The sequence below is a fragment of the Streptomyces sp. NPDC017993 genome, assembly GCF_044328065.1.
Lineage (GTDB): Bacteria > Actinomycetota > Actinomycetes > Streptomycetales > Streptomycetaceae > Streptomyces.
Map to the genome: position 1 here is coordinate 226,922 of NZ_JBIRGO010000008.1, position 19,126 is coordinate 246,047.

Here is a 19,126-nt window from a genome sequence, read left to right on the forward strand (position 1 = left end):
GACAGCGCCCGCACGACGGGCAGGGGCGGTGCGCCGGTCGAGCGCCGGCCGGAGCAACCCACCCGCGTGCCGCCCCCTCACAGCGTGACCAGCGAGACCTCCGTGGCCTTGACGCTGGTCCATACGGAAACCCCGTCGGCGAGGCCGAGTTCGAGCGCGGCCTGCGGAGTGATCTCGGCGACGAGATCGGGGGCCTCGGGCGAGGTCACCAGGACACGCAGCCGGCTGCCGGCGGTGGTGATCTCGCGGACGGTGCCCGGCCAGACGTTGCGGGGACTGCCCGCGGGCCTGGTGACGTGGACGGATACTGCCTCGGGCGCGATGATCGCCAGGCCGCGGTTCCCTTCGGGCAGCCGGTCGGCGACGACGAGATGCCCGCCACCGGCCAGGCTGAGGCCGTCGCCGGCGGCGACCCCCGGCCAGGCGTTGCGGCCGAGCATCCGGGCCACCCACGGCGAACGGGGGTGCCGGGTGACCTCGGCGGGCGTGGCGTCCTGGAGGGCGCGGCCGCCGTCGAGCACCAGTACGCGGTCCGCCAGGGAGACCGCTTCGACCGGGTCGTGGGTCACGAGCAGGCAGACGCCGCCGAACTCCGCGAGGTGGCCGCGCAGAGTGTGGCGCACGTGGGCGCGGGTCGTCTGGTCGAGGGCGGCGAGCGGCTCATCGAGGAGCAGCAGACGTGGCCGGGCGGCCAACGCCCTTGCCAGAGCGACGCGTTGGGCCTGCCCTCCGGAGAGCTGGGCCGGTCTGCGGTGCGCCAGCGGGCCGACGCCGAGTCGGTCGAGCCATCGCTGCGCCTGCCGGCGGGCCTCGGAACGCGGGACGCCGTGCGCTCGCAGCCCGTACGCCGTGTTGCTCAGCGCGGACAGGTGCGGGAAGAGCGCGCCGTCCTGCGGCACCCAGGCGACGCCGCGGCGGTGCGGAGCCGCCGCGGAGACATCGCTGTCGCCCAGGCGCAGGGTGGCACGGGCTCGCGGGGTCAGGCCGAGAAGGGCCCGCAACAGGGTGGTCTTGCCGGCACCGTTGGGTCCGACCACGGCGATGGTGGTGCCCGCTTCGGCGTCGAGGGTGAGCTGGGTGAAGCCGGTGACGTCGGCATGCAGCGGCCAACGCTCTTGCGGCCCGAGGGGTTCGTCGGCGGGAAGTGCGGGGCCGACGGCGGGCGGCGTCGGCAGGTCGGCGTCCTCGGCAGGGCGTGCGGCGGGGCGCCGGCTCGCTCGGTCGGCGGCGCCCGCGGTCCACCGACCGCGCAGCGCCACCAGGACGCCCATCGCGATGGCGAGCAACAGCAGGGAGACCGAGGTGGCGGCTTCCGGGGAGTCCTGGAGCAGCAGATAGACCTGAAGCGGCAGGGTCTGGGTGGTGCCGGGCAGGTTGCCCGCGAAGGTGATGGTGGCACCGAATTCACCGAGCGCCCGTGCCCAGGTCAGCGCGGCGCCGGCGGCCAGGCCGGGGGCGACCATGGGGAGGGTGACGGTGCAGAAGACGCGCACCGGTGAGGCACCGAGGGAGGCCGCGGTCTCCTCGTAGCTCGGCCGCAGTCCGGCGAGCGCCCCCTCCAGGCTGATGACGAGGAACGGCATCGCGACGAAGGTGGCGGCGACCACCGCGCCGGAGCTGTGGAACGGCAGGGTGAGCCCGAACGTGTTCTCCAGCCACGGCCCGAGGAGCCCGCGGCGGCCGAAGCCGAGGAGCAGGGCCACGCCGCCGACGGTCGGTGGCAGCACCATGGGCAGCAGGACAAGGGAGCGCACCAGCGCCTTGCCGGGGAAGTTGACGCGCGCCAGCAGCCAGGCCAGCGGCACTCCGAGCACCAAGGAGAGCCCCAGCGCCCAGAAGGAGACGAGCAGCGACAACCGGACCGCCTCGACGACCCCCGGGGTGCTCAGATGGCTGCCGAGGTCACTCCAGGTGGTACGGGCGAGAATGCCGATCAGCGGGAGCAGCAGGAAGGCGATCGCCAGGAGCGCCGGCAGGGCGAGGGCGACCGGCGTACCGGCTCCGGGGACACGGGAGCGGCCCGCCGGTTGCCGGGCGGGAGTGCGGGGGCGTCTCATCGGAGTTCCTGGGTTCGGGGCCGGTGTGCGGTACGGCCTGTGGTGCGCGCCGCCGCACGGCGCTGTCCGCTCCCCCGAGCCGGACAGTGCCGTGCGCGCGGGTGCGGCTACGGCTTCTGGAAGCCCGCCTGGCGAAGGATCTTCTGCGCCTCCGGCGTGCTGAGCCACTTCACGAACGCGGCCGCCGCGGCCCCGTGCTCGGACGTCTTCAAGGTCGCGGCCGGGTAGGCGGCGACGGCGTTCTGCGCATCGGGGATGTCGACGGCGTCGACCTTGCCGGAGGCGGTGGCGGCGTCCGTCTTGTAGACGATGCCGGCGTCCGCCTCGCCGAGTTCCACCTTGCTGAGGACCGCGCGGACGTTGGGCTCCTGGGAGACCGGGTGCACGCTGAGCTTCTGGGCGTCCAGCACCTGCTTGCTGTAGCGGCCGACCGGAACCTCCGGCGCGGCGAGGACGACCTTCAGCTTGCTGCCGGTGAGGTCCTTGAGCCCGCCGATCTTCTTGGGATTGCCCTCGCCGGTCGCGATGACCAGCCGGTTCTTGGCGATGACGGTGGACCGGCCGGCGTCCGCCTTCAGCCCGTCCATGGTCTTGGTGTCGGCCGTGACCAGGGCGTCCGCGGGGGCGCCCTGCTTGACCTGGGCGGCGAGTTCCTGCGACCCGGCGAAGGAGAACGTCAGCTTCGTGCCCGGGTGCTCCTTCTCGTAGGCGGCGCCGGCGGTCTTGAACACATCGGTCAGCGAGGAGGCGGCGAGCACGGTGAGCTCGGTCCGCGGGGCGGCGCCGGACTTCTCCTCACCGCTGTCCTTCTTACTGTCATTGCCGCACGCGGCCAGCGGGACGAGCAGGGCGGCGATAGCCATCGCTGCGAGGGCGCGGCGGCGCGGAACTACGGGGGACATGGCGTGACTCCTTGTTACGCGGGCGCGGGAGCGCGCCCGAGCGGATGGAAAGCCGCGCCGGGGACGGCGACGCCGCTGCGGAGGAATGGTCGTGCGGTGGGGGTTTCAGGTGCGGTCGATGTGCACGCTGGTGGACTTCACGCGGGCGGTGGCCTGCACGCCCACTTCGAGTCCCAGCTCCTCGACCGCTTCCCGGGTCAGCAGGGAGACCAGCCGGTGCGGCCCGGCCTGGATCTCGACCTGCGCCGCCACGTCGCCGAGTGTGACGGCTGTGACGATCCCGGGGAAGGCGTTGCGCGCGGAGGTGTAGGAGGCGTCTTCCTCGCCGGCGCCGTCCTGGGCGATCTCGGTGGAGAAGGCGGCCAGGTCGCGGCCGTCGATCAGTCGGCGGCCGCCCTCGTCGCGGTGGGTCGCGACCTTGCCGGCGTCCGCCCAGCGGCGGGCCGTGTCGGGGCTGACGCCCAGCAGACGCGCCGCCTGACCAATCGTGTAGGACTGCATGTGCGACAAGATATGCGCCTTCGGCTGGCATGTGCAATGTATGAGGCGAGTCTCCATAGCATGCGCCAGCCCGGTTGGAGGAAGGTCCGAAGCGGAGCGGAGGGCCGCTCGCCGGTGCGGCGCGGCGATCTCGGGCCCGGTTGCGGTGCGGTGGCTAGAGTGCGGGAACGCATGGCGCATTACTGAACTTTCCCTCACTTATCCCTTCATTCGGTATTCCACTCAGCGACGAGGCAGCCCATGAGCCTGAGCATCCGTAATCAGCTGTCCGGCACCGTCACCGCCGTCACGACCGGCGAGGTGATGGCGGCCGTACATGTCCGCCTTGCGGGCGGCCAGGAGATCACCGCGGCGATCACCCGCGAGTCGGCCGAGGAACTGGGCCTGGCCGAGGACTCCGCGGTGCGTGCGCTCATCAAGTCCACCGAGGTCTCCCTGGCCACCGGCGCGGTCGACGGGCTGAGCATCCGCAACCGGCTCCCCGGCACCGTCACCGAGGTCACCAGCGGCGGCGCGATGGCCCGCGTCAAGGTCAGCGTCGCCGGCGGCGTACTGACCGCCGCGATCACCAAGGACGCGGTCACCGACCTGGGACTGGCCCCCGACTCCTCCGTCACCGCGCTCATCAAGTCGACCGAGATCGCCCTCGCCACGCCTTGACGCCCGGCGGCGCGCGGCCTTTCCCGGCCCCGTCACCACCGCACGACAGCGCTTCACCACGCGCCGAGGGTGAGCAAGTCGCCCCGTTGGACGTCGAGTTCACGACCGGTGGCGTCGAGCGTCGCGCAGCGGACCGCTCGAGCGCGGGCCAGGGCCCGGCCGTTGTCAGGGAACGAGGGGTCCACGACGGGCCACGGCGACCCGATCGGCCGACTCCGGCACCACTCTCCTGCGTCGGAGTACGGGGCCATCCGGGGGACATTCGAAGCAGCCCACCCGCAGTGGAACCAGCCCCGGGGCCGATCGACGAATCTCACGATTGCACTCAACCACCCTTGAGGGAACGCGAGTTGATGGTCCTGGATCCGGCCACCGCGAGCGGTGCCGCGCGCAGCGGACCCCTCGTTCAACCCGGAGGACACGAAGAAGACCGCTGAGACGGTTTCTTCCGTTTGCGACCGATTAGGGCTGATGTAACGCTGGAACTCCGCAACAGAAGGAGATGATCGTATGGTGACGGACCGCACGGTGGAGACGACCGCTCTCACCGCAGAGGTCGAAGGCATGCTGGACTCCGCCGAACCCCACGGTGTCTTCCGCGACACGCGGGAGTGCGGCGGCGGACTGCTCCTCGCAGCCCTGCTCCTTATCTCACCCCCCACCCCCCGCCCCAAGACCGACGCCCGCTAAGGGGCAGGCGTTGGCTGAACAGACGCAGGGAGCAGTCCCGCTGAGCGCTGTGATCGCTGATGCCGCACATGGAGTCGCCCTCGCCCTCCGAGGTGAGGGCGACCCCTATGCGCTGTCCCGAGTTCTGCGCCAGGGCGATGCCTTGGCGCTGGCCGCGATCCGGGTGCTCGGCGCCGACGCGCTCGCGCCGTACGCGCTGGACCACCGGGCGGTACGCGGCGGCGAGGACGACAGAACGGTGGTGCGGGAGGCCCTGGCGGCCTACCCGCCGGGAACCGACGCCTCCGAGGTGTCGGTGTGGAGTTACCGCGGCCTGATCGAGGCCTCGCACGCCTACCTGCCCAGCGGCGCGGACCATTGGCCACAGGCGCCACACGCCGGTGCGGCATGGGTGAGCACCGATCCGTGGCCGAGACTCTCTCACCGTGTGTCACAACTGGCCGCTCTCGCGCTCCCCGGCCTCGCGCCCACGCTCGCCGACAGCCTGGCGGCGCGCACCGACGACCTTGCCCGCGGCTTCGTCCGGGCAGTTCGCCGCAGGGACTGGCTGCAGGCGGCCGGACTGGGACGCTGGCTGGCCCGGCTGCCCGAGGCGCCGCCCTCGCTGGGTCTCGATGCCGGGCTGGTGTTCGTCCGTCAGATGAGCGGTGGCGACGCCCGCGTGACGCTGCATGTGGCGGCCGCCCGGCGCTTCTACGGACGGGGCGGGTGACCGGGGGCCGGGGCGCCCCGGAGCTGCTCGACCGCATGGTCGGTGACAGTCTGGGGTGGCTGGAGCGGGCACGCGCACACTTCCGCCTGCCCCCGAACGTCACGACGGACGCCGATCCCAACCTGACGCTCAAGCCCCTCGGTGAACTGGCGGAGTTGACCCAGCTGATCCGGACGTCGCACCCCCGCGCCGCCGTCCGGAAGCAGGCGGCCGGGCTGTTCGCCTTCGCCTGGGAGGAGACGCGGGACGGTGAGCTGTTCGCCGAGCTGATCCGCGGTGAGCCCCGGGCGACCTATCCGGTGGAGCTGTACGGGGTGTTCGCGCAGGCCGGTCTGCGCAACACCGCCGTGGAGGAGCTGCTGCCCGCGACGACCGGACTGCGCAGCTGGCGGATCGCGCGCGAGGACCACACCCGTACGCTCGGCGTGCTCAACGCGGAGCAGCGGATCGGTCTGCGCCCGCACGCCGCGTTCGACGCCGTGCTGAAGCTCACCGGGCTCGGCTCGATGCCCGAGCCGTGGACGCTGGACCGCAAGGCGGCGTACGGCGTGACCCATGACGTCTTCCATCTCACCGACTGGGGGCGCGCCCGCGGACAGCTCTCCGGGGAGCTCGCGGAGTATCTGCGGCTGTGGTTGCCCGCCTGGCTGGAGACCTGGCTGGAGGAGCAACTGTGGGACCTGGTGGGTGAGTTGCTGGCCGTGACGGCCTGCCTGCCCGCGGCTCCGTACGACCCGGTGGCCTGGCAGCGCCTGGCCGACGCCCAGGCGCCCGACGGCAGCGTGCCCGAGATCGGCGGCGCGCCTCCCGGTCCGGGTGACGGCGCCGAGGCGTTCACGGCCTGCTACCACTCGACCTTGGTGACCGCCTTCGCCGGCACCCTCGCCCGCATCGCCTCGGACGAGGCCACGGCGGACGGCGGTGCCGTTGTGGCGGTGGCCGCGACCCCTTGAGAAAGCGAAGGCAGCCCACGTGACCCTGACCGCCGCTCCCCCCGCGTTGCTGCACGCCGTCGGCGACCGGGCTCTGGCCTGGCTCGACGACCACCGCGACCACTTCCGGCTGACAACCGAGGACCGCGCCACCGGCAGCGCGGTGATCGAACGGCTCAAGCCGATCGGGGAGTTGGCGCTCAACATGCATGTGCTCTTCCGGGAGGGCGTGGCGGGATCGAAGCAGCACGCCCGCGCCGGAGCGCTGCTGGACTTCGCCTGGCGTGAGCTGCTGGACGGGGGCAACGTGCTGGCGGCCCTCCAGTACGAAGAGCCCCTTTCGCCGGTGCCGCTGGAGGTCTATGCGACCTTCCACGAGCTGGGCCGCCGCCATCCCGGTCTGGAGGAGGCCGTGGAGGTCGCCCGACGGACCACCACCTGGTCGGCGCTGGAGATGGCGCCCAACCGCCGCCTCGGAGTGCTCAACGCCGAACGCAAGCTCGGCCTGACACCCAGCAGCGACTTCGACGAGAGCGTGGCGCGCACCTGGCTGGGCCGGATGCCCGAGCCCTGGACGGTCCAGCTGCACATCGCCTACGACCTGACCCACACCGTCTTCCACCTCACCAACTGGGGTGAGGCGCCGGACCGCATCCCCCCGGACATCGCCTCCTATCTCGCGCTGTACCTGCCCGCCTGGATGGAGGACTGGGCGGACCTCGAACACTGGGATCTGCTGGGCGAACTCCTCGTCGTCGACGCCTGCCTGCCCCGGCCCACGCTCGACGCGGATCTGTGGGAGCGGTACGCGGCCGCGCAGTCCGCCTCCGGTGCGATGCCCATTCACCGCGAGATGCCGGAGGGTGACGCGGCGGAGGTCTTCGACCTGGTGCACCACCCCACCCTGGTCGCCGCGTTCGCCTCCGCCATGGCCACCTCCCGGGCGCTGTCCGCCGTCCGATGAGCGCACCGCGACCCGCCGCCCTCGCGGACCGCCTCACCGACCGCCTCACGGACGCGCTGGCGCAGATCGACGCGCCGGACGTCGTGCTGGCCATCACCCGGCACGGCCGGCGGACCGTCGTCAGCGGAGGCACCGCCCTCCCGCCGCCGATGCCGCGCGAGGCGCTGCGCTACGAACTGGGCTCGCTCTCCAAGACGTACACGGTATTGCTGCTCGCCTCGCTCGCCCGATCCGGCGTCCTGTCCCTCGACGACGCGGTCACCGACCACCTGCCCGGCCTGCCGCCGGTCTCCGCCGACCTGCGCCGGATCACCCTGCGGCAGCTGGCCACGCACACCTCGGGGCTGCCGCGCATCCCCCGCGATCTGGTGGCCGACGCCCTGCTGCACCCCTACCGCAACGGCTACGCCGGCTACGACACCGAGCGCCTGGTCAGGACGTTCGCCCGCACCCGGCTCCCGCACCGTCCCGGCACCCGCTGGCACTACTCCAACTTCGGTCTTGCGCTGCTCGGCCCGGCGATGAGCGCGGCCGCGGGCGCGGACTACCCGACGCTGCTCACCGACCGGGTGCTGCGCCCCCTCGGACTGACCGGCACCACGCTGGCGCCCGGCACCACCGGGACCGACGCCATCGGCCACCGTACGAACGGCCGCACGCCGGTCGCCGGTGCCGACATGGCCGGTTTCGTCGCCGCCGGCGCCGTCCGCGCGGTCCCCGGCGATCTGCTCACCTACCTCGAAGCGCACCTCTTCCCCGAGGACACGCCACTGCGTGAGCCACTGCACGATGTGCAGGTGCCGCTGCTGCGGCGCGGCTGGCGGCACCGGCACACCCACACCCTGGCCTGGTATCAGCATCCGGCCGCCGGCGGGCCGATGCTCTTCCACGTCGGGGCGACCTTCGGCCAGCAGGCGTTCCTCGGCTACCACCCCGCCTCCGGAACCGGCCTCGCCGCCACCGCCACCCGCCGCGGCCGCACCTGCCACATGGTGCACACCACCTACGAGTTGCTGTACGCGCTCGCAGGGGACTCCACGGTCTGAGTCCGGCCCCGGCCGCAACCCTGCCGACCCGCGGCGCCGGGTGGCTTCAGACCGGCTCCGTCCCGGCGTCCGGGCCGCCGGCCAGGCCGAGTTCCTCGTCGCCCAGCGACCGGAAGTGGCGCTCGACCTGCGCCGAAGTCACCTCGCTCAGCCGGGACGGCGACCAGCGCGGAGCGCGGTCCTTGTCGACGATCTGCGCACGGACGCCCTCGACGAGGTCCGGCGCGGTCAGCGCGGTGCACGAGACGCGGAACTCCTGGTCGAGCACCTGCTCCAGGGAGTCGAGCGCGCGAGCCCTGCGCAGTGCCGCGAGGGTGACCTTCAACGCCGTGGGCGACCTGCTCAGAAGCGTCTGCGCGGCCTGCTTGGCGGCCTGTTCGCCGCTGCGCTCCAACCGGTCGACGATCTCCTCGACCGAGTCGGTCGCGTAGCAGCTGTCGATCCACGTGCGGTGTCCGGCCAGTTCGCCGCCGGGGGCCACCTCGGTGTGCTGCCGCAGCGCTTCGGCCACGTCCGTACCGGCGAGCGCGGCGGTGAATTCCGGCAGCCGCTCGGCGGGGAGGAAGTGGTCGGCGAGCCCGCACAGCAACGCGTCGCCCGCGTCCATCTCGCCGCCGGTGAGCGCGAGATGGGTGCCCAGCTCACCAGGGGTGCGGGCCAGCAGGTACGTCCCACCGACGTCGGGCACGAAGCCGATGCCGGTCTCCGGCATGGCGACGCGGGAGCGCTCGGTGACGATCCGTACGGAGCCGTGGGCCGAGACGCCGACCCCGCCGCCCATGATGATGCCGTCCATCAGGGCGACGTACGGCTTGGGGTAGCGGGCGATCCGGGCGTTGAGGTGGTACTCGTCGCGCCAGAAGGTCTTCGAGGCCGCCCCGCCGCCGGAGCGGACGTCGTCGTGGATGCTGCGGATGTCGCCGCCGGCGCAGAGGCCCCGCTCACCGGCTCCCCGGATCACCACGGTCGCCACGGCGGGGTCCCGCTCCCATGCGCTCAGGGCCTCGTCGATCCGGCGCACCATGGTGTGGTGGAGGGCGTTGAGGGCGCGCGGCCGGTTGAGGGTGAGATATCCGGCCCGCCCTTCGGTGTGCAGGAGTACGGAGTCGTCGTCGCTCATCGGCCCGCTCCGGTCGACGCGGGTGCGGCAGTGGCACACATGGTTCGTCGGTTCCTTCCCGATCTGACGCGCCCGCGGCGGACGCGGGCGACCTTCTCACCCCCTACTCCACCAGATACCCGGGGTGTCGCTCGCGCCGCGGTACCCGCGCGAGGGCCGCGTCCCCGGTGGGGAGCGGGGCGTGCGGGTCGGTGTCCGCGATCCGGCCGAGGAGGTCGAGGAACCGGTCCTGGTGGGCGGCCAGCTCCCGCTCGCCGTAGAGGGCGGGGTTGGCGTCGTGGTCGATGCGCAGGCCGGCGGCGTCGCCCCGGTCGTAGACGTGGACGGTGAGGTCGTCGACCGGGCCCGCGGACAGGTTGTGCGCGTCGGAGTGGGCTCCGGCGAAGTCCGGCCCGTGGTCGAAGGGCAGGACGTTGACCAGCGGGCCGGCCGGCGCCCCGGCCGTGCCGGGCCTGCCGAGGTCGCGGCGGAGGTCCTCGTAGGGGTAGCGCTGGTGGCGGCGGGCGGCGCGGACACCGAGGACGACCTGCCGGGTGAGGTCGGCGAAGGTCGCCCGCGGGCCGACGGTGAGGCGCAGCGGCAGTACGTGGGAGACCGTGCCGGGAACCCGTAGCGCCGCGGGGCTCATCCGGCCACGCATCGGCAGGCCGAGCACGACGTCGGCGGTGCGGGTGGCGCGGGCGTGGTAGCACGCCTGGGCGGCGATGAGGACTTCGGGCCAGGTGGCGCGGACGGCGCCGGCGAGCGCCTCGATCCGCCTGGTGACCTCGGTGCTGATCCATACGGTGCGGCGCAGGAAGGTGCGCGACGGCAGAGCGCGGCGCCCGGCCAGGGTGGGGGTCTCGGGGCAGCCGGCCAGGACGCGGTTCCAGTGGGCGCGGTCGGCGGCGTACGCCTCGGAGGTGCGGTAGGCGGCGTCCTCGGCGACCAGGCCGGCGAGCCGCCCGAAGGGGCTGGCCCCGGCCTCCTCCCCCGCCGCGAGGGCACTGTAGATCTCGGCCGCCCGGCGGGTGACCAGCGCGTGGCCGAAGCTGTCCAGCGCGAGGCGGTGCACCCGCTGGTACCAGAGCCAGCGGCGCTCACCGACCTGGAAGAGGGCGTGCCGGAAGAGGGGGCCCGCGCCGAGGTCGAAGGGGTGGCCGAGGTCGTCACGCATCCAGGAGCCGGCGACCGCGTCGGGGTCGCCCTGGTCGAGGAGCGACGCGATCTGGAGCGGGAAGCCGTGTCCGGGCGCTTCTATCGCCAGGGCCAACTGCCGCGGGCCGTGCGGGGTTTCCTCGATGCGTACGCGCAGGGCGTCGGTTTCGCCGACGGTCCGGTGGAGCGCTTCGGCGAAGACCACGGGGTCCAGCGGGCCGTGGATCTCGATGCACTCGGCGCTGTTCAGCGCGGGGCTGCCGGGGTCGAGGGCCTGTCTGCGCCACAGACCGGCCTGGGCGGTGGTGAGCGGCAGTCCGGCTGCCGCGGCGCGGTGCCCGCGCACCGCGTCCGGAGTGTGCGTCGGGGAGGGGGCGGTGACGGGCAGCGCCATGACAGGGCCTTTCGCTGGTGCGGGGCGGGTGTCGGGACGGGGTACGGCGCCTGCGGCCGGGCTCCGCCGACGCGGCGGAGGTGCCGGGCGGACGCGGGCACGCATCCGTGGTCAGGCGCGCAGCGCCAGGGCTCCGTCGGCGTGCAGATCGTGCATGGTGATGTGGCGGGCGCGGTCGGAGACGAGGAAGGCGATGGTTTCGGCGAGGTCGTGGGTCTCGGCGGTCGGTCCTGGCCGCGTGGCCGACCCCTGTGTGGTCCGTGCCGCGCCGCGGGCGGAGCCACCGGTGCCCGCCGGGGCCGGGCGACGCCGCGGCCCGGTGCCCCGAGGGGCGCCCGGCGAGACGACGTTGCACCGCACACCACTGGGTGCCAGCTCGTTGCCGAGGCACTTGGTGAAGAACGCGGCAGCGGCCTTGGAGGCGGCGTACGCGGCCAGACCGGCCCGGGGCACGCCGAGGGGGTGGGAGCCCACCGTGATGATGCTGCCGGCCCGGCGGGCGGTCATGCGGCGGGCGACCGCCCGGGAGAGATGGAAGACGCCGGTGGTGTTGACCGCGAAGAGATCGTCCCAGTCCTGGTCGCTGAGTTCGACGACGGGTGCGGCGCGCCGCACGCCGGCGGCGTTGACGAGGATGTCCAGTGGTCCGACGGTGCGCTCGGCCTCGTCCACCAGATTCTCGACGGCGGCGCGGTCGGTGATGTCGACGGCGCGGGTGGTCATGCGCGCGGCGCCGTACGCGGATCGCAGTGCGGCGATACCGTCCGCGTCGCGGTCCACGGCGATCACCCGCGCACCGTGATCTGCCAGCAGTCGCGCCACGGCCTCCCCCGCGCTGCCGCCGGCCCCGGTGACCAGTGCCGTCCGCCCGGAGAGCTCCCCTGCCCCCATGCCTCACCCCTCGCATTCATGGTTAGGTAAGGCTAACCTAACACGCAGCCTCGTCTCGCGGGAGACCGGTCAGGGCGTGACGACGGGGAAATCGGGGCTCGGCTCCACGAGCAGGCTCATGAGCCGCTGCAGCGCCCCCGCGTCCCCCTCCTGCTCGACCTCGGCCGTCCCCCGGCCGGCGAGCAGACCGAGCAGTTGGACCTTGGTGAGCCGCAGCGTCAGGTCCGGCCGCCGCTCCCCGGACGGACCCGGCGGGCCGGGCGAGCTGCGGTGGGTCAGCGCACCGTTGGACAGCGCCAGGCGCCAGGTGCGGTCCTGATCGGTGACGTACCAGTCGAAGGAGAGCGTGAACTCCGCGGCCCTGGGCCCGTCGATCCGGATGGCGAGTGAATCCAGGAGCTGGTCGACGGTCAGCGCGACGGCCATCTCCGGGCCGGTCGTCTCCGGGCGCACCTCGGCGAGGGTGCCGCGCAGCTCCATCGCCCCGGTGAGATAGAAGTTGCGCCAGGTGCCGTTCTCACAGCCGTGACCCAGCCGCTCGTAGACCGCGGCCAGCTCCAGACGGGCCCGCGTATGGCCGGGGTCGGCGAAGACCGCGTGATTGAGGAGAGTGGCCGCGAACCGCAGATCGCCGCCGTCGGCGAGCCGCTTGCCCGCGTCGCACACCGCCTCGACGCCACCCAGGACCTGCACGTAGCGCTTGGCCTGCTCGACCGGCGGGTGCTCCCAGAGATGGGCGGGGTTTCCGTCGAACCAGCCCATGTAGCGCTGATAGATCGCCTTGGCGTTGTGGCTGACCGAGCCGTAATAGCCGCGGTTGGCCCACACCCGCTCCAGCGCCGGCGGCAGCCGCAGCTCCTCCGCGATCTCCGTGCCGGTCAGTCCCTGATTGAGCAGCCGCAGCGTCTGGTCGTGCAGATACGCGTAGAGGTCACGCTGATGCGTCAGCAGGCCGCCGACCCGCTCCTTGCCCCAGGTCGGCCAGTGGTGGGAGGCGAAGGCGATCTCCGCGTCGTCGCCGAACAGCGCGAGGGCCTCGTTGAGGCGGTGCGCCCATGCCCTGCTGTCGCGGACGGCCGCACCGCTCAGCGGGAGGATGTCGTGCAGGGTGTGGGTGACGTTCTCCGCCAGGCACAGCGCCTGGTGCGCCGGGAAGTAGAAGTTCATCTCCGCCGGCGCCTCGGTGTCCGGCGTCAGCTGGAAGACGATGTGCACACCGTCGACGATCTCCTCCTGTCCGGTGCTGGTGATGTCCACGGTGGGTGGGATGAGGGTGCGGGTGCCGGTGGAGGTCGTGGTGCCCAGACCGCAGCCGATCTGGCCGGCCGGCCCCTTGGGCAGCTCCGTGCCGTACATGTAGACGGCGCGCCGGGTCCTGGCCGTCCCCGCGTAGACGTTCTCGCCGGCCGCGTGCCGCAGGAAGCCGGCGGGAGCCAGCACCGGAACCCGGTCCTGGCCGTGCGGCAGCACGCCGCGCGCGCCGCCGAAGTGGTCTTCGTGGGAGTGCGAGTAGATCAGCGCGGTGACCGGCCGGTCGCCGCGGTGCTGACGGTAGAGCTCCAGCCCCGCGGCCGCGGTCTCGGCCGAGCGGAGCGGGTCGATGACGATGACGCCGTGCTCGCCCTCCACCAGCGTCATATTGGACAGGTCCAGCCCCCGGAGCTGGTAGATGCCCTCCGTCACCTCGTACAGCCCCTGCCTGCTGACCAGCCGGCCCTGGCGCCACAGGCTCTCGTTCGCCGTATCAGGGCAGTTGCCCGCCAGGAACCCGTACGCCTCGGCGTCCCAGACCACGCGGCCGTCCGCCGCGAGGACGTGGGGCGGGTCGAGCGCGGCGATGAATCCGCGGTCGGCGTCAGCGAAGTCCGCGTGGTCATCGACGGGCACAGCAGTCACGTGGCACTACCTCTCCGGGTGGCAGGACGGTGGTCCGGCGGGTCGGCGGCGCCTCCGCCACGGGGATCAGCCGTGCCACCCAGGAGGGCGCCGCCGGATGACCCTTGAACACGATTTACCCCACTGTGCCCGGTTCGCGCATACGCGTGCGGGAGGACGCCGACGCCTCACCCGCCCCATCCCTGACATGGACCACAGAGCCGGCCGGCGCAGTGACGACGGCCCGTCGCCCGCCGGCACCTCCGGTCCGGTCCGATCCGGTCCATGAGCGTCACCGGTCAGGTCAACAGAGTTACGGGCAGGGCGCCGCAGGGCACAACAAGGCCTGTGACGTGGTGACCCACGCATGCCCACGGCCGCGTTGGCTCGGGGCGCACATTCCCTCTTCCCCGCCTACTGCCCCGTCCGCCCGCAGCGGCGCCGCCCCTTCACGCCGTGCCCGCGTACGCCGACCTGCCCCCGCACAAGGAGGGACGCCGCGTGCCCCCCGAGCAGGACCGCCAACTCGCCGACGTCGCCGAACGGTTCCGGCGCCACCGCACCCCACACTCCCGCGCCGCCCCGGCCGTCGGCCCACGGCCTGCGCTCCGGCGCGACACATACCGGCGCGGCGCCGCCCGGCCGGCACTGCTCGCCGCGGCCGGCCTGCTCGCCGTCGGCATCGCCTTCGGGGACGGCCTGCTCATCGCGGGCGGTCTCGTGCTGGCAGGGTTCTTCGGCCGCCCCTTCGCTCCGTACCCCGGCTACGCCGGAGAACGGCCCCGACCGGACGTACCGCCGCCGGGATGACCGCCTTCCGGCGCCGGGCGGACACGCACCGGCCCGCCGCCGTCCGTTGGGCGGCAGGCGGGCCGACGGGTTGTCAGCAGCCCTTTACGGGAGCGGGCTTCACGTCACGCGGCGGGTTCTGGACGCCACGGCGACGCACATCGCACCCAGCAGGAATGTGAGGCCGCCGATGACGATGTTGTTCCAGATGACACCGGCGTCCGGGTTGGTGCCGACGATCCAGGGCGCCACGATCATCCAGGCACCCATCGCGCACATCGCACCGCTCAGGCCGTACATACGGTCCGGCGTCACGGTGAACCCGAGCGCCAGCAGCGCGATCGCGATGCCGACGATGAGGTTGTGCGTCACGAGCGCGGACTGCGAGCCCGTGTAATGGATGATCCATGGCGAAGCGGCGCAGTACAGGCCGACGAGGAACACCGGTCCGTCCACGAGTACCACGTCACGCCCACCGAGAACCCGGTCGTATCTGGCTTGCATCTCGGTCGCGTCGGGGTGACCTGCGAGGTCGCCCCTGGTGTGTGAGACGTCGGCCATGCGACTCGCCTCCTTGGTTCACAAGTCCGGCCGTACCGCGAGGCATCTGACCACGCACTCTTTATTCTGCACTTATGTCCCTTTTATGGATAGATGCGCAGTCATTTTTTTTCGCACGGCCCCGGCGGGCCGAGCCCCTTACGGACGCCCCAGTGCCCACCCCAGCCCCAGATTCCAGCGCCCACCCCGACCGCTCAGCTCGGTCGCGGTCAACGGCGGCACATCCATCCGCCAGAAGGCATCCACCGGCACCCGCAGGGCGCAGACCGCCGCCGCTCGCACCACGTCCGGCTCCACCACTGCCAGCACGCGCCCGGAGGCGCCGGCCACATCGGCCAGCCAGCTCTCGACCCGGCCGCACAGCTCCCGCAGCGACTCGCCACCGTGCCCCGCGAAGCCGGGGTCCGACAGCCAGGCGGACACCGCCGCGGGATCCGCCTCGGCCACCTCCGCCAGCGTCCGGCCGCGCCAGGCACCCATCGCGCAGCCGGCCAGCTCCGGCGCGGACTCGACGGGGAGCCCCAGCTCACCGGCCGTCCGACGGCAGCGCACGGATGGGGACACGGCGGTCCGGTCGGCCACCGGGAGGCCGCCGGCAGCGGCACGGACCCGACGCAGCCCGGCCTCGCTCAGCGGCGCGTCGTCGTCGAACCGCACCTCGCGCTGCGCGTCCCCGGCGGCCGGTGAGATCAACGTCACCCGAGTTGTCATGAACCCCTCTTTCGGTGTGCCCCAGCGATAACAGAGCGTCCGGTAAGGCGAGTTGTCGGTCCTGCGCGCCCCTCCACTGCCCCACTCCGCCCCTTCCACGGCCTTGGCCCGCCCGCCGCTTCGCGGTACCTTCCCGAGGATATTGACGACGACATGACGGAAGCCGGTGGGATCCCGGCGCGGTCGCGCCACTGTATGTCCGGTTTCGACTCGGCCCTTCGGGGGCCGGGACCGGGCGAGCCAGACCCGCCATGTCGTCACGCACTCCACTACACGGGACGCGAGTTCCCCTATCAGGAGGTTCCGCCATGGCTCAGACCATCGCACCGCCGACGACCGGCGTCGTCACCCCGGCCACGCTCCCCCTCAAGGCGATCGCCCCGTGGGCGCTGTTCTTCGGCGTCCTGATGCTGGTCCTGCTGTACTTCATCGGCGCGGAGCAGGGCGCCACCTCACTGCTGTCCGGTACGGACGTCCACGAGTGGGTCCACGACGGCCGCCACCTTCTCGGCTTCCCCTGCCACTGATCGGACCCCGCAAAAATGAACTCCGTCACCATCAGAAAACTCCTGGTGCGCGGCATGCTCGCGGGTCTGGCAGCCGGTGTCGTCGCTCTCCTCGTCGCCTACTTCCTGGGCGAACCGCGGGTGGACGCCGCCATCGCGTTCGAGGAAGCGCAGGCGCACAGCCACGGCCAGGGCCACGAGCACGAGGTGGAGGTCGTCAGCCGCGGTGTGCAGTCCACGGCGGGTCTGGCGACCGGCGTACTGGTCTACGGCGTGGCCCTGGGCGGGATCGCCGCGCTGGCCTTCTGCTTCGCCCTGGGCCGGATCGGCCGCTTCGGCGCCCGGGCCACCGCCGTCCTGCTGTCCGCCGCGGCCCTGCTGGCCGTCTACCTCGTACCGTTCCTGAAGTACCCGGCCAATCCGCCGGCTGTCGGCGACCCCGACACCATCGGCAAGCGCACGGCTCTGTACTTCCTGATGATGCTGCTCGGCATCCTGCTCGCCGTCGCCGCGACGATCCTCGGTCGGCGACTCGCTCCGAAGCTGGGCAACTGGTATGCCACGGTGGCGGGCGGCGCGGCCTTCGTCGTGGCTGTCGGCCTCGCATACGCCTTCCTGCCGTCCATGAACGAGGTGCCGCACGGTTTCTCCGGCACGCTGCTCTGGCAGTTCCGGCTGTCGGCGATCGCCATCCAACTGGTGCTGTGGACCGCCTTCGGGCTGATCTTCGGTCACCTCGCGGAGCGCGTCGTCCCGACGGAGGAGGCGCCCGCCGCGCGGAGTGTGCCGGTCACACCCTGACGGCAGCACCGCACCACCACGGAAGGGGCCTGCGACGGCGGTCGCGGGCCCCTTCCGTGTGCTCAGGCGGATGTCCTCCCGGCGGGCCACCGGTGCCTCAGGACGGGCCGGGAATGTGGTCCAGGTGCGGCAGGTCGTGATCGAGCCGCTCGCGTTTGGTGCGCAGATAACGAAGGTTCTCCGCTCCGGGCGGCGTCAGCAGCGGGACCTGCGCCTCGACGGGGACGCCGTGCCGCACCAACGCCTCGCGTTTGCGCGGATTGTTCGACAGCAGGCGCACCGACCGGACACCGAGATCGTGCAGGATGGCGGCGCCGGCTCCGTAGTCGCGGGCGTCGACCGGCAGGCCAAGGGCGATATTCGCCTCGACCGTGTCCAGCCCGTCCTCCTGCAGCCCCATCGCCCGCAGCTTGGCCACCAGCCCGATTCCGCGGCCCTCATGGCCACGCAGATAGACCAGCACGCCCCGCCCTTCCGCCGCGATCGCCCGGAGGGCCCCGGACAGCTGTTCGCCGCATTCGCAGTGCGTGGAGGCGAAGGCGTCTCCGGTCAGGCATTCCGAGTGCAGTCGGGCGAGGACCGTCCTGCCGGCGACATCGCCGTGCACCAGCGCCACGTGCTCCACTCCGCCCTGGCGGTCCAGATAACCGACGGCCAGGAACTCGCCGTACGCCGTCGGCATGCGCACCTCGGCGACCCGCTGCACGGCCCTACGGCACGCGGCATCCGGCGGGCGTCTCACCACCATGTGCCGGTCGTCTTCCGGGAGTTGCCGTACGACTCCGGACTGGCGAGCGGCATGGTCGAACGCGACATCGGCACCGGGCTCCGTCATCCCGCGATCGTACGTGCGCGGGAGAACGGACGGCGGTAATCGCTCACAAGATGACAAGGCGCGCCAACTGCGACGTTGACGAGTCGCACTGCCCCAGGGCGGTGCGCGACTCCCCTGCTCGGAGGCACCGCTCGCCGCCTATGCTGCGACTGCTGCGCCGAAGGGAAGACCGAGCGACGAAAGGCCGTGCCCCACCATGACCGCTCCGGGACAACGGGCTTCGACCACCGGCCTGCTACCGACGGACACCACACACGACGTACGGGAACGACAGGCGAAGCTGGCGGTGCTCCCCATCGGAAGCTTCGAACAGCACGGCGCGCACCTTCCCTTGACGACCGACACCGTCATCGCCTGCACCATCGCGGCGGAGATCGCCGCAGCCCACCCGGTACAGCTGCTGCCGCCGCTGACGATCTCCTGCTCCCACGAACACGCCGCCTGGCCGGGCACGGTCAGCATCTCCGCGGCCACCCTGCACACCGTCGTGACGGACATCGCCGCCTCGCTCCGCCGTTCCGAGATCGGCAGTCTCGTGCTCGTCAACGGCCACGGCGGGAATTACGTGTTGCGGAACGTGGTGCAGGAATCCGCGGGAACCGGCACCCGCATGGCGCTCTTCCCGGGGTCGGCCGACTGGGACGCCGCACGCCGCCGGGCCGGAGTGGTGACCACCTCGCACAGCGACATGCACGCAGGAGAGGCGGAGACCTCCCTCCTGCTGCACGCCCACCCTGAGCTGGTCGGCCCCGGGTATGCCGCTGCTGATCACGTCGCCGACGGCCGGAAGCATCTGCTCACCCTCGGCCTGACCCCGTACACCGCATCAGGGGTGATCGGCCGGCCGTCGCTGGCCTCGGCCCGGAAGGGGAAGGAGCTGCTGGCCGGCCTGGTCGACGCGTTCGGGGAGTACGCGGCTCTGCTGGGCCCGGAAGAGGCGGAACCCGGGGACCGCGGCGGCGCATCATGCGGGTTCTGACCACCACCCGCGGCGCTTTGGCTGCCGCGATCCCGAGAGTGAGGAAGGGCGCACCGTGACCGA

Annotated in this window: 20 protein-coding genes and 1 riboswitch; of the genes, 10 read left to right on the forward strand and 10 right to left on the reverse strand. The window is 72.4% G+C overall.

Annotated elements, in window-relative coordinates; genetic code table 11:
- Nucleotides 1–77 precede the first annotated feature (77 nt).
- From ACH4FH_RS17020 to ACH4FH_RS17030, 3 genes are all read right to left on the reverse strand, one after another.
- On the reverse strand, nucleotides 78–2,057 hold the full coding sequence (locus ACH4FH_RS17020; RefSeq protein ID WP_398556623.1) for an ABC transporter permease: 1,980 nt from the start codon (nucleotides 2,055–2,057) through the stop codon (nucleotides 78–80).
- Between the two features lie 107 nt (nucleotides 2,058–2,164).
- Nucleotides 2,165–2,959 carry a molybdate ABC transporter substrate-binding protein gene (gene modA / locus ACH4FH_RS17025; protein ID WP_398556624.1) on the reverse strand — a complete coding sequence of 265 codons (795 nt, stop codon included), beginning with the start codon at nucleotides 2,957–2,959 and terminating at the stop codon, nucleotides 2,165–2,167.
- 105 nt (nucleotides 2,960–3,064) lie between these two features.
- Nucleotides 3,065–3,460: a molybdopterin-binding protein gene (locus ACH4FH_RS17030; protein ID WP_398556625.1), complete on the reverse strand. Its 396-nt coding sequence runs from the start codon at nucleotides 3,458–3,460 to the stop codon at nucleotides 3,065–3,067.
- 240 nt (nucleotides 3,461–3,700) lie between these two features.
- Here ACH4FH_RS17030 and ACH4FH_RS17035 point away from each other — a divergent pair, with 240 nt between their 5' ends.
- The 6 genes from ACH4FH_RS17035 (at nucleotide 3,701) to ACH4FH_RS17060 (ending at nucleotide 8,464) form a co-directional block, all read left to right on the forward strand.
- A complete protein-coding gene (locus ACH4FH_RS17035; protein ID WP_398556626.1) occupies nucleotides 3,701–4,120 on the forward strand; it encodes a molybdopterin-binding protein in 420 nt (139 codons plus the stop codon).
- Between the two features lie 510 nt (nucleotides 4,121–4,630).
- The gene (locus ACH4FH_RS17040; protein WP_398556627.1) at nucleotides 4,631–4,810 is read left to right on the forward strand and encodes a hypothetical protein; all 180 of its coding nucleotides are present in this window, start codon (nucleotides 4,631–4,633) and stop codon (nucleotides 4,808–4,810) included.
- Nucleotides 4,811–4,820: 10 nt separating this feature from the next.
- Nucleotides 4,821–5,522 (forward strand): hypothetical protein, encoded by a 702-nt coding sequence (locus ACH4FH_RS17045; protein WP_398556628.1) that lies wholly within the window; start codon nucleotides 4,821–4,823, stop codon nucleotides 5,520–5,522.
- Nucleotides 5,519–6,475 carry a DUF6895 family protein gene (locus tag ACH4FH_RS17050; RefSeq protein ID WP_398556629.1) on the forward strand — a complete coding sequence of 319 codons (957 nt, stop codon included), beginning with the start codon at nucleotides 5,519–5,521 and terminating at the stop codon, nucleotides 6,473–6,475. The genes ACH4FH_RS17045 and ACH4FH_RS17050 overlap by 4 nt, the downstream gene beginning before the upstream one ends.
- Nucleotides 6,476–6,494: 19 nt before the next feature.
- On the forward strand, nucleotides 6,495–7,418 hold the full coding sequence (locus ACH4FH_RS17055) for a DUF6895 family protein (protein WP_398556630.1): 924 nt from the start codon (nucleotides 6,495–6,497) through the stop codon (nucleotides 7,416–7,418).
- Nucleotides 7,415–8,464, forward strand: coding sequence for a serine hydrolase domain-containing protein (locus ACH4FH_RS17060; RefSeq protein ID WP_398556631.1), 1,050 nt, complete (start codon nucleotides 7,415–7,417; stop codon nucleotides 8,462–8,464). The genes ACH4FH_RS17055 and ACH4FH_RS17060 overlap by 4 nt, the downstream gene beginning before the upstream one ends.
- Before the next feature lie 46 nt (nucleotides 8,465–8,510).
- Here ACH4FH_RS17060 and ACH4FH_RS17065 read toward each other — a convergent pair whose 3' ends face one another.
- The 4 genes from ACH4FH_RS17065 to ACH4FH_RS17080 all read right to left on the reverse strand — a co-directional run bounded on the left by ACH4FH_RS17065 (nucleotide 8,511) and on the right by ACH4FH_RS17080 (nucleotide 13,902).
- A complete protein-coding gene (locus ACH4FH_RS17065) occupies nucleotides 8,511–9,584 on the reverse strand; it encodes an enoyl-CoA hydratase/isomerase family protein (RefSeq protein ID WP_398556632.1) in 1,074 nt (357 codons plus the stop codon).
- Nucleotides 9,585–9,687: 103 nt separating this feature from the next.
- Nucleotides 9,688–11,115, reverse strand: coding sequence for a condensation domain-containing protein (locus ACH4FH_RS17070; protein WP_398556633.1), 1,428 nt, complete (start codon nucleotides 11,113–11,115; stop codon nucleotides 9,688–9,690).
- A gap of 111 nt (nucleotides 11,116–11,226) precedes the next feature.
- Nucleotides 11,227–12,006, reverse strand: coding sequence for an SDR family NAD(P)-dependent oxidoreductase (locus ACH4FH_RS17075; RefSeq protein WP_398556634.1), 780 nt, complete (start codon nucleotides 12,004–12,006; stop codon nucleotides 11,227–11,229).
- A gap of 69 nt (nucleotides 12,007–12,075) precedes the next feature.
- Nucleotides 12,076–13,902 carry an alkyl/aryl-sulfatase gene (locus ACH4FH_RS17080; RefSeq protein ID WP_398556635.1) on the reverse strand — a complete coding sequence of 609 codons (1,827 nt, stop codon included), beginning with the start codon at nucleotides 13,900–13,902 and terminating at the stop codon, nucleotides 12,076–12,078.
- Nucleotides 13,903–14,382: 480 nt separating this feature from the next.
- Here ACH4FH_RS17080 and ACH4FH_RS17085 point away from each other — a divergent pair, with 480 nt between their 5' ends.
- Nucleotides 14,383–14,691, forward strand: a complete 309-nt coding sequence (locus tag ACH4FH_RS17085; RefSeq protein ID WP_398556636.1) for a hypothetical protein — start codon at nucleotides 14,383–14,385, stop codon at nucleotides 14,689–14,691.
- A gap of 99 nt (nucleotides 14,692–14,790) precedes the next feature.
- Here the strand turns inward: ACH4FH_RS17085 and ACH4FH_RS17090 are convergent, their stop codons facing one another.
- Both ACH4FH_RS17090 and ACH4FH_RS17095 read right to left on the reverse strand, forming a co-directional pair.
- Nucleotides 14,791–15,231 (reverse strand): SPW repeat protein, encoded by a 441-nt coding sequence (locus ACH4FH_RS17090; RefSeq protein WP_398556637.1) that lies wholly within the window; start codon nucleotides 15,229–15,231, stop codon nucleotides 14,791–14,793.
- Nucleotides 15,232–15,369: 138 nt separating this feature from the next.
- Complete coding sequence (locus ACH4FH_RS17095; protein WP_398556638.1) at nucleotides 15,370–15,942, reverse strand: histidine phosphatase family protein; 573 nt, start codon at nucleotides 15,940–15,942, stop codon at nucleotides 15,370–15,372.
- Between the two features lie 158 nt (nucleotides 15,943–16,100).
- Nucleotides 16,101–16,188, forward strand: a riboswitch (cobalamin riboswitch).
- Between the two features lie 62 nt (nucleotides 16,189–16,250).
- Between ACH4FH_RS17095 and ACH4FH_RS17100 the strand changes: the two genes are divergently transcribed.
- Together ACH4FH_RS17100 and ACH4FH_RS17105 are read left to right on the forward strand one after the other, a co-directional pair.
- Complete coding sequence (locus ACH4FH_RS17100) at nucleotides 16,251–16,469, forward strand: CbtB-domain containing protein (protein WP_398556639.1); 219 nt, start codon at nucleotides 16,251–16,253, stop codon at nucleotides 16,467–16,469.
- A 15-nt stretch (nucleotides 16,470–16,484) separates the two neighbouring features.
- Entirely contained in the window at nucleotides 16,485–17,249 is a 765-nt protein-coding gene (locus ACH4FH_RS17105; RefSeq protein WP_398556640.1) for a CbtA family protein, read from the forward strand.
- A gap of 97 nt (nucleotides 17,250–17,346) precedes the next feature.
- Here ACH4FH_RS17105 and ribA read toward each other — a convergent pair whose 3' ends face one another.
- Nucleotides 17,347–17,931, reverse strand: a complete 585-nt coding sequence (gene ribA, locus ACH4FH_RS17110; protein WP_398556784.1) for a GTP cyclohydrolase II — start codon at nucleotides 17,929–17,931, stop codon at nucleotides 17,347–17,349.
- Between the two features lie 349 nt (nucleotides 17,932–18,280).
- Here ribA and ACH4FH_RS17115 point away from each other — a divergent pair, with 349 nt between their 5' ends.
- Nucleotides 18,281–19,063: a creatininase family protein gene (locus ACH4FH_RS17115; protein WP_398556641.1), complete on the forward strand. Its 783-nt coding sequence runs from the start codon at nucleotides 18,281–18,283 to the stop codon at nucleotides 19,061–19,063.
- The last annotated feature ends 63 nt before the right edge of the window (nucleotides 19,064–19,126 follow it).

What these genes read in the sequence shown, in the direction of transcription:
- ACH4FH_RS17020 (WP_398556623.1), bottom strand. Translation starts at nt 2,057, where the DNA reads ATGAGACGCCCCCGCACTCCCGCCCGGCAACCGGCGGGCCGCTCCCGT.
- modA (WP_398556624.1), bottom strand. Translation starts at nt 2,959, where the DNA reads ATGTCCCCCGTAGTTCCGCGCCGCCGCGCCCTCGCAGCGATGGCTATC.
- ACH4FH_RS17030 (WP_398556625.1), bottom strand. Translation starts at nt 3,460, where the DNA reads ATGCAGTCCTACACGATTGGTCAGGCGGCGCGTCTGCTGGGCGTCAGC.
- ACH4FH_RS17035 (WP_398556626.1), top strand. Translation starts at nt 3,701, where the DNA reads ATGAGCCTGAGCATCCGTAATCAGCTGTCCGGCACCGTCACCGCCGTC.
- ACH4FH_RS17040 (WP_398556627.1), top strand. Translation starts at nt 4,631, where the DNA reads ATGGTGACGGACCGCACGGTGGAGACGACCGCTCTCACCGCAGAGGTC.
- ACH4FH_RS17060 (WP_398556631.1), top strand. Translation starts at nt 7,415, where the DNA reads ATGAGCGCACCGCGACCCGCCGCCCTCGCGGACCGCCTCACCGACCGC.
- ACH4FH_RS17065 (WP_398556632.1), bottom strand. Translation starts at nt 9,584, where the DNA reads ATGAGCGACGACGACTCCGTACTCCTGCACACCGAAGGGCGGGCCGGA.
- ACH4FH_RS17070 (WP_398556633.1), bottom strand. Translation starts at nt 11,115, where the DNA reads ATGGCGCTGCCCGTCACCGCCCCCTCCCCGACGCACACTCCGGACGCG.
- ACH4FH_RS17075 (WP_398556634.1), bottom strand. Translation starts at nt 12,006, where the DNA reads ATGGGGGCAGGGGAGCTCTCCGGGCGGACGGCACTGGTCACCGGGGCC.
- ACH4FH_RS17090 (WP_398556637.1), bottom strand. Translation starts at nt 15,231, where the DNA reads ATGGCCGACGTCTCACACACCAGGGGCGACCTCGCAGGTCACCCCGAC.
- ACH4FH_RS17095 (WP_398556638.1), bottom strand. Translation starts at nt 15,942, where the DNA reads ATGACAACTCGGGTGACGTTGATCTCACCGGCCGCCGGGGACGCGCAG.
- ACH4FH_RS17100 (WP_398556639.1), top strand. Translation starts at nt 16,251, where the DNA reads ATGGCTCAGACCATCGCACCGCCGACGACCGGCGTCGTCACCCCGGCC.
- ACH4FH_RS17105 (WP_398556640.1), top strand. Translation starts at nt 16,485, where the DNA reads ATGAACTCCGTCACCATCAGAAAACTCCTGGTGCGCGGCATGCTCGCG.
- ribA (WP_398556784.1), bottom strand. Translation starts at nt 17,931, where the DNA reads ATGCCGACGGCGTACGGCGAGTTCCTGGCCGTCGGTTATCTGGACCGC.
- ACH4FH_RS17115 (WP_398556641.1), top strand. Translation starts at nt 18,281, where the DNA reads ATGACCGCTCCGGGACAACGGGCTTCGACCACCGGCCTGCTACCGACG.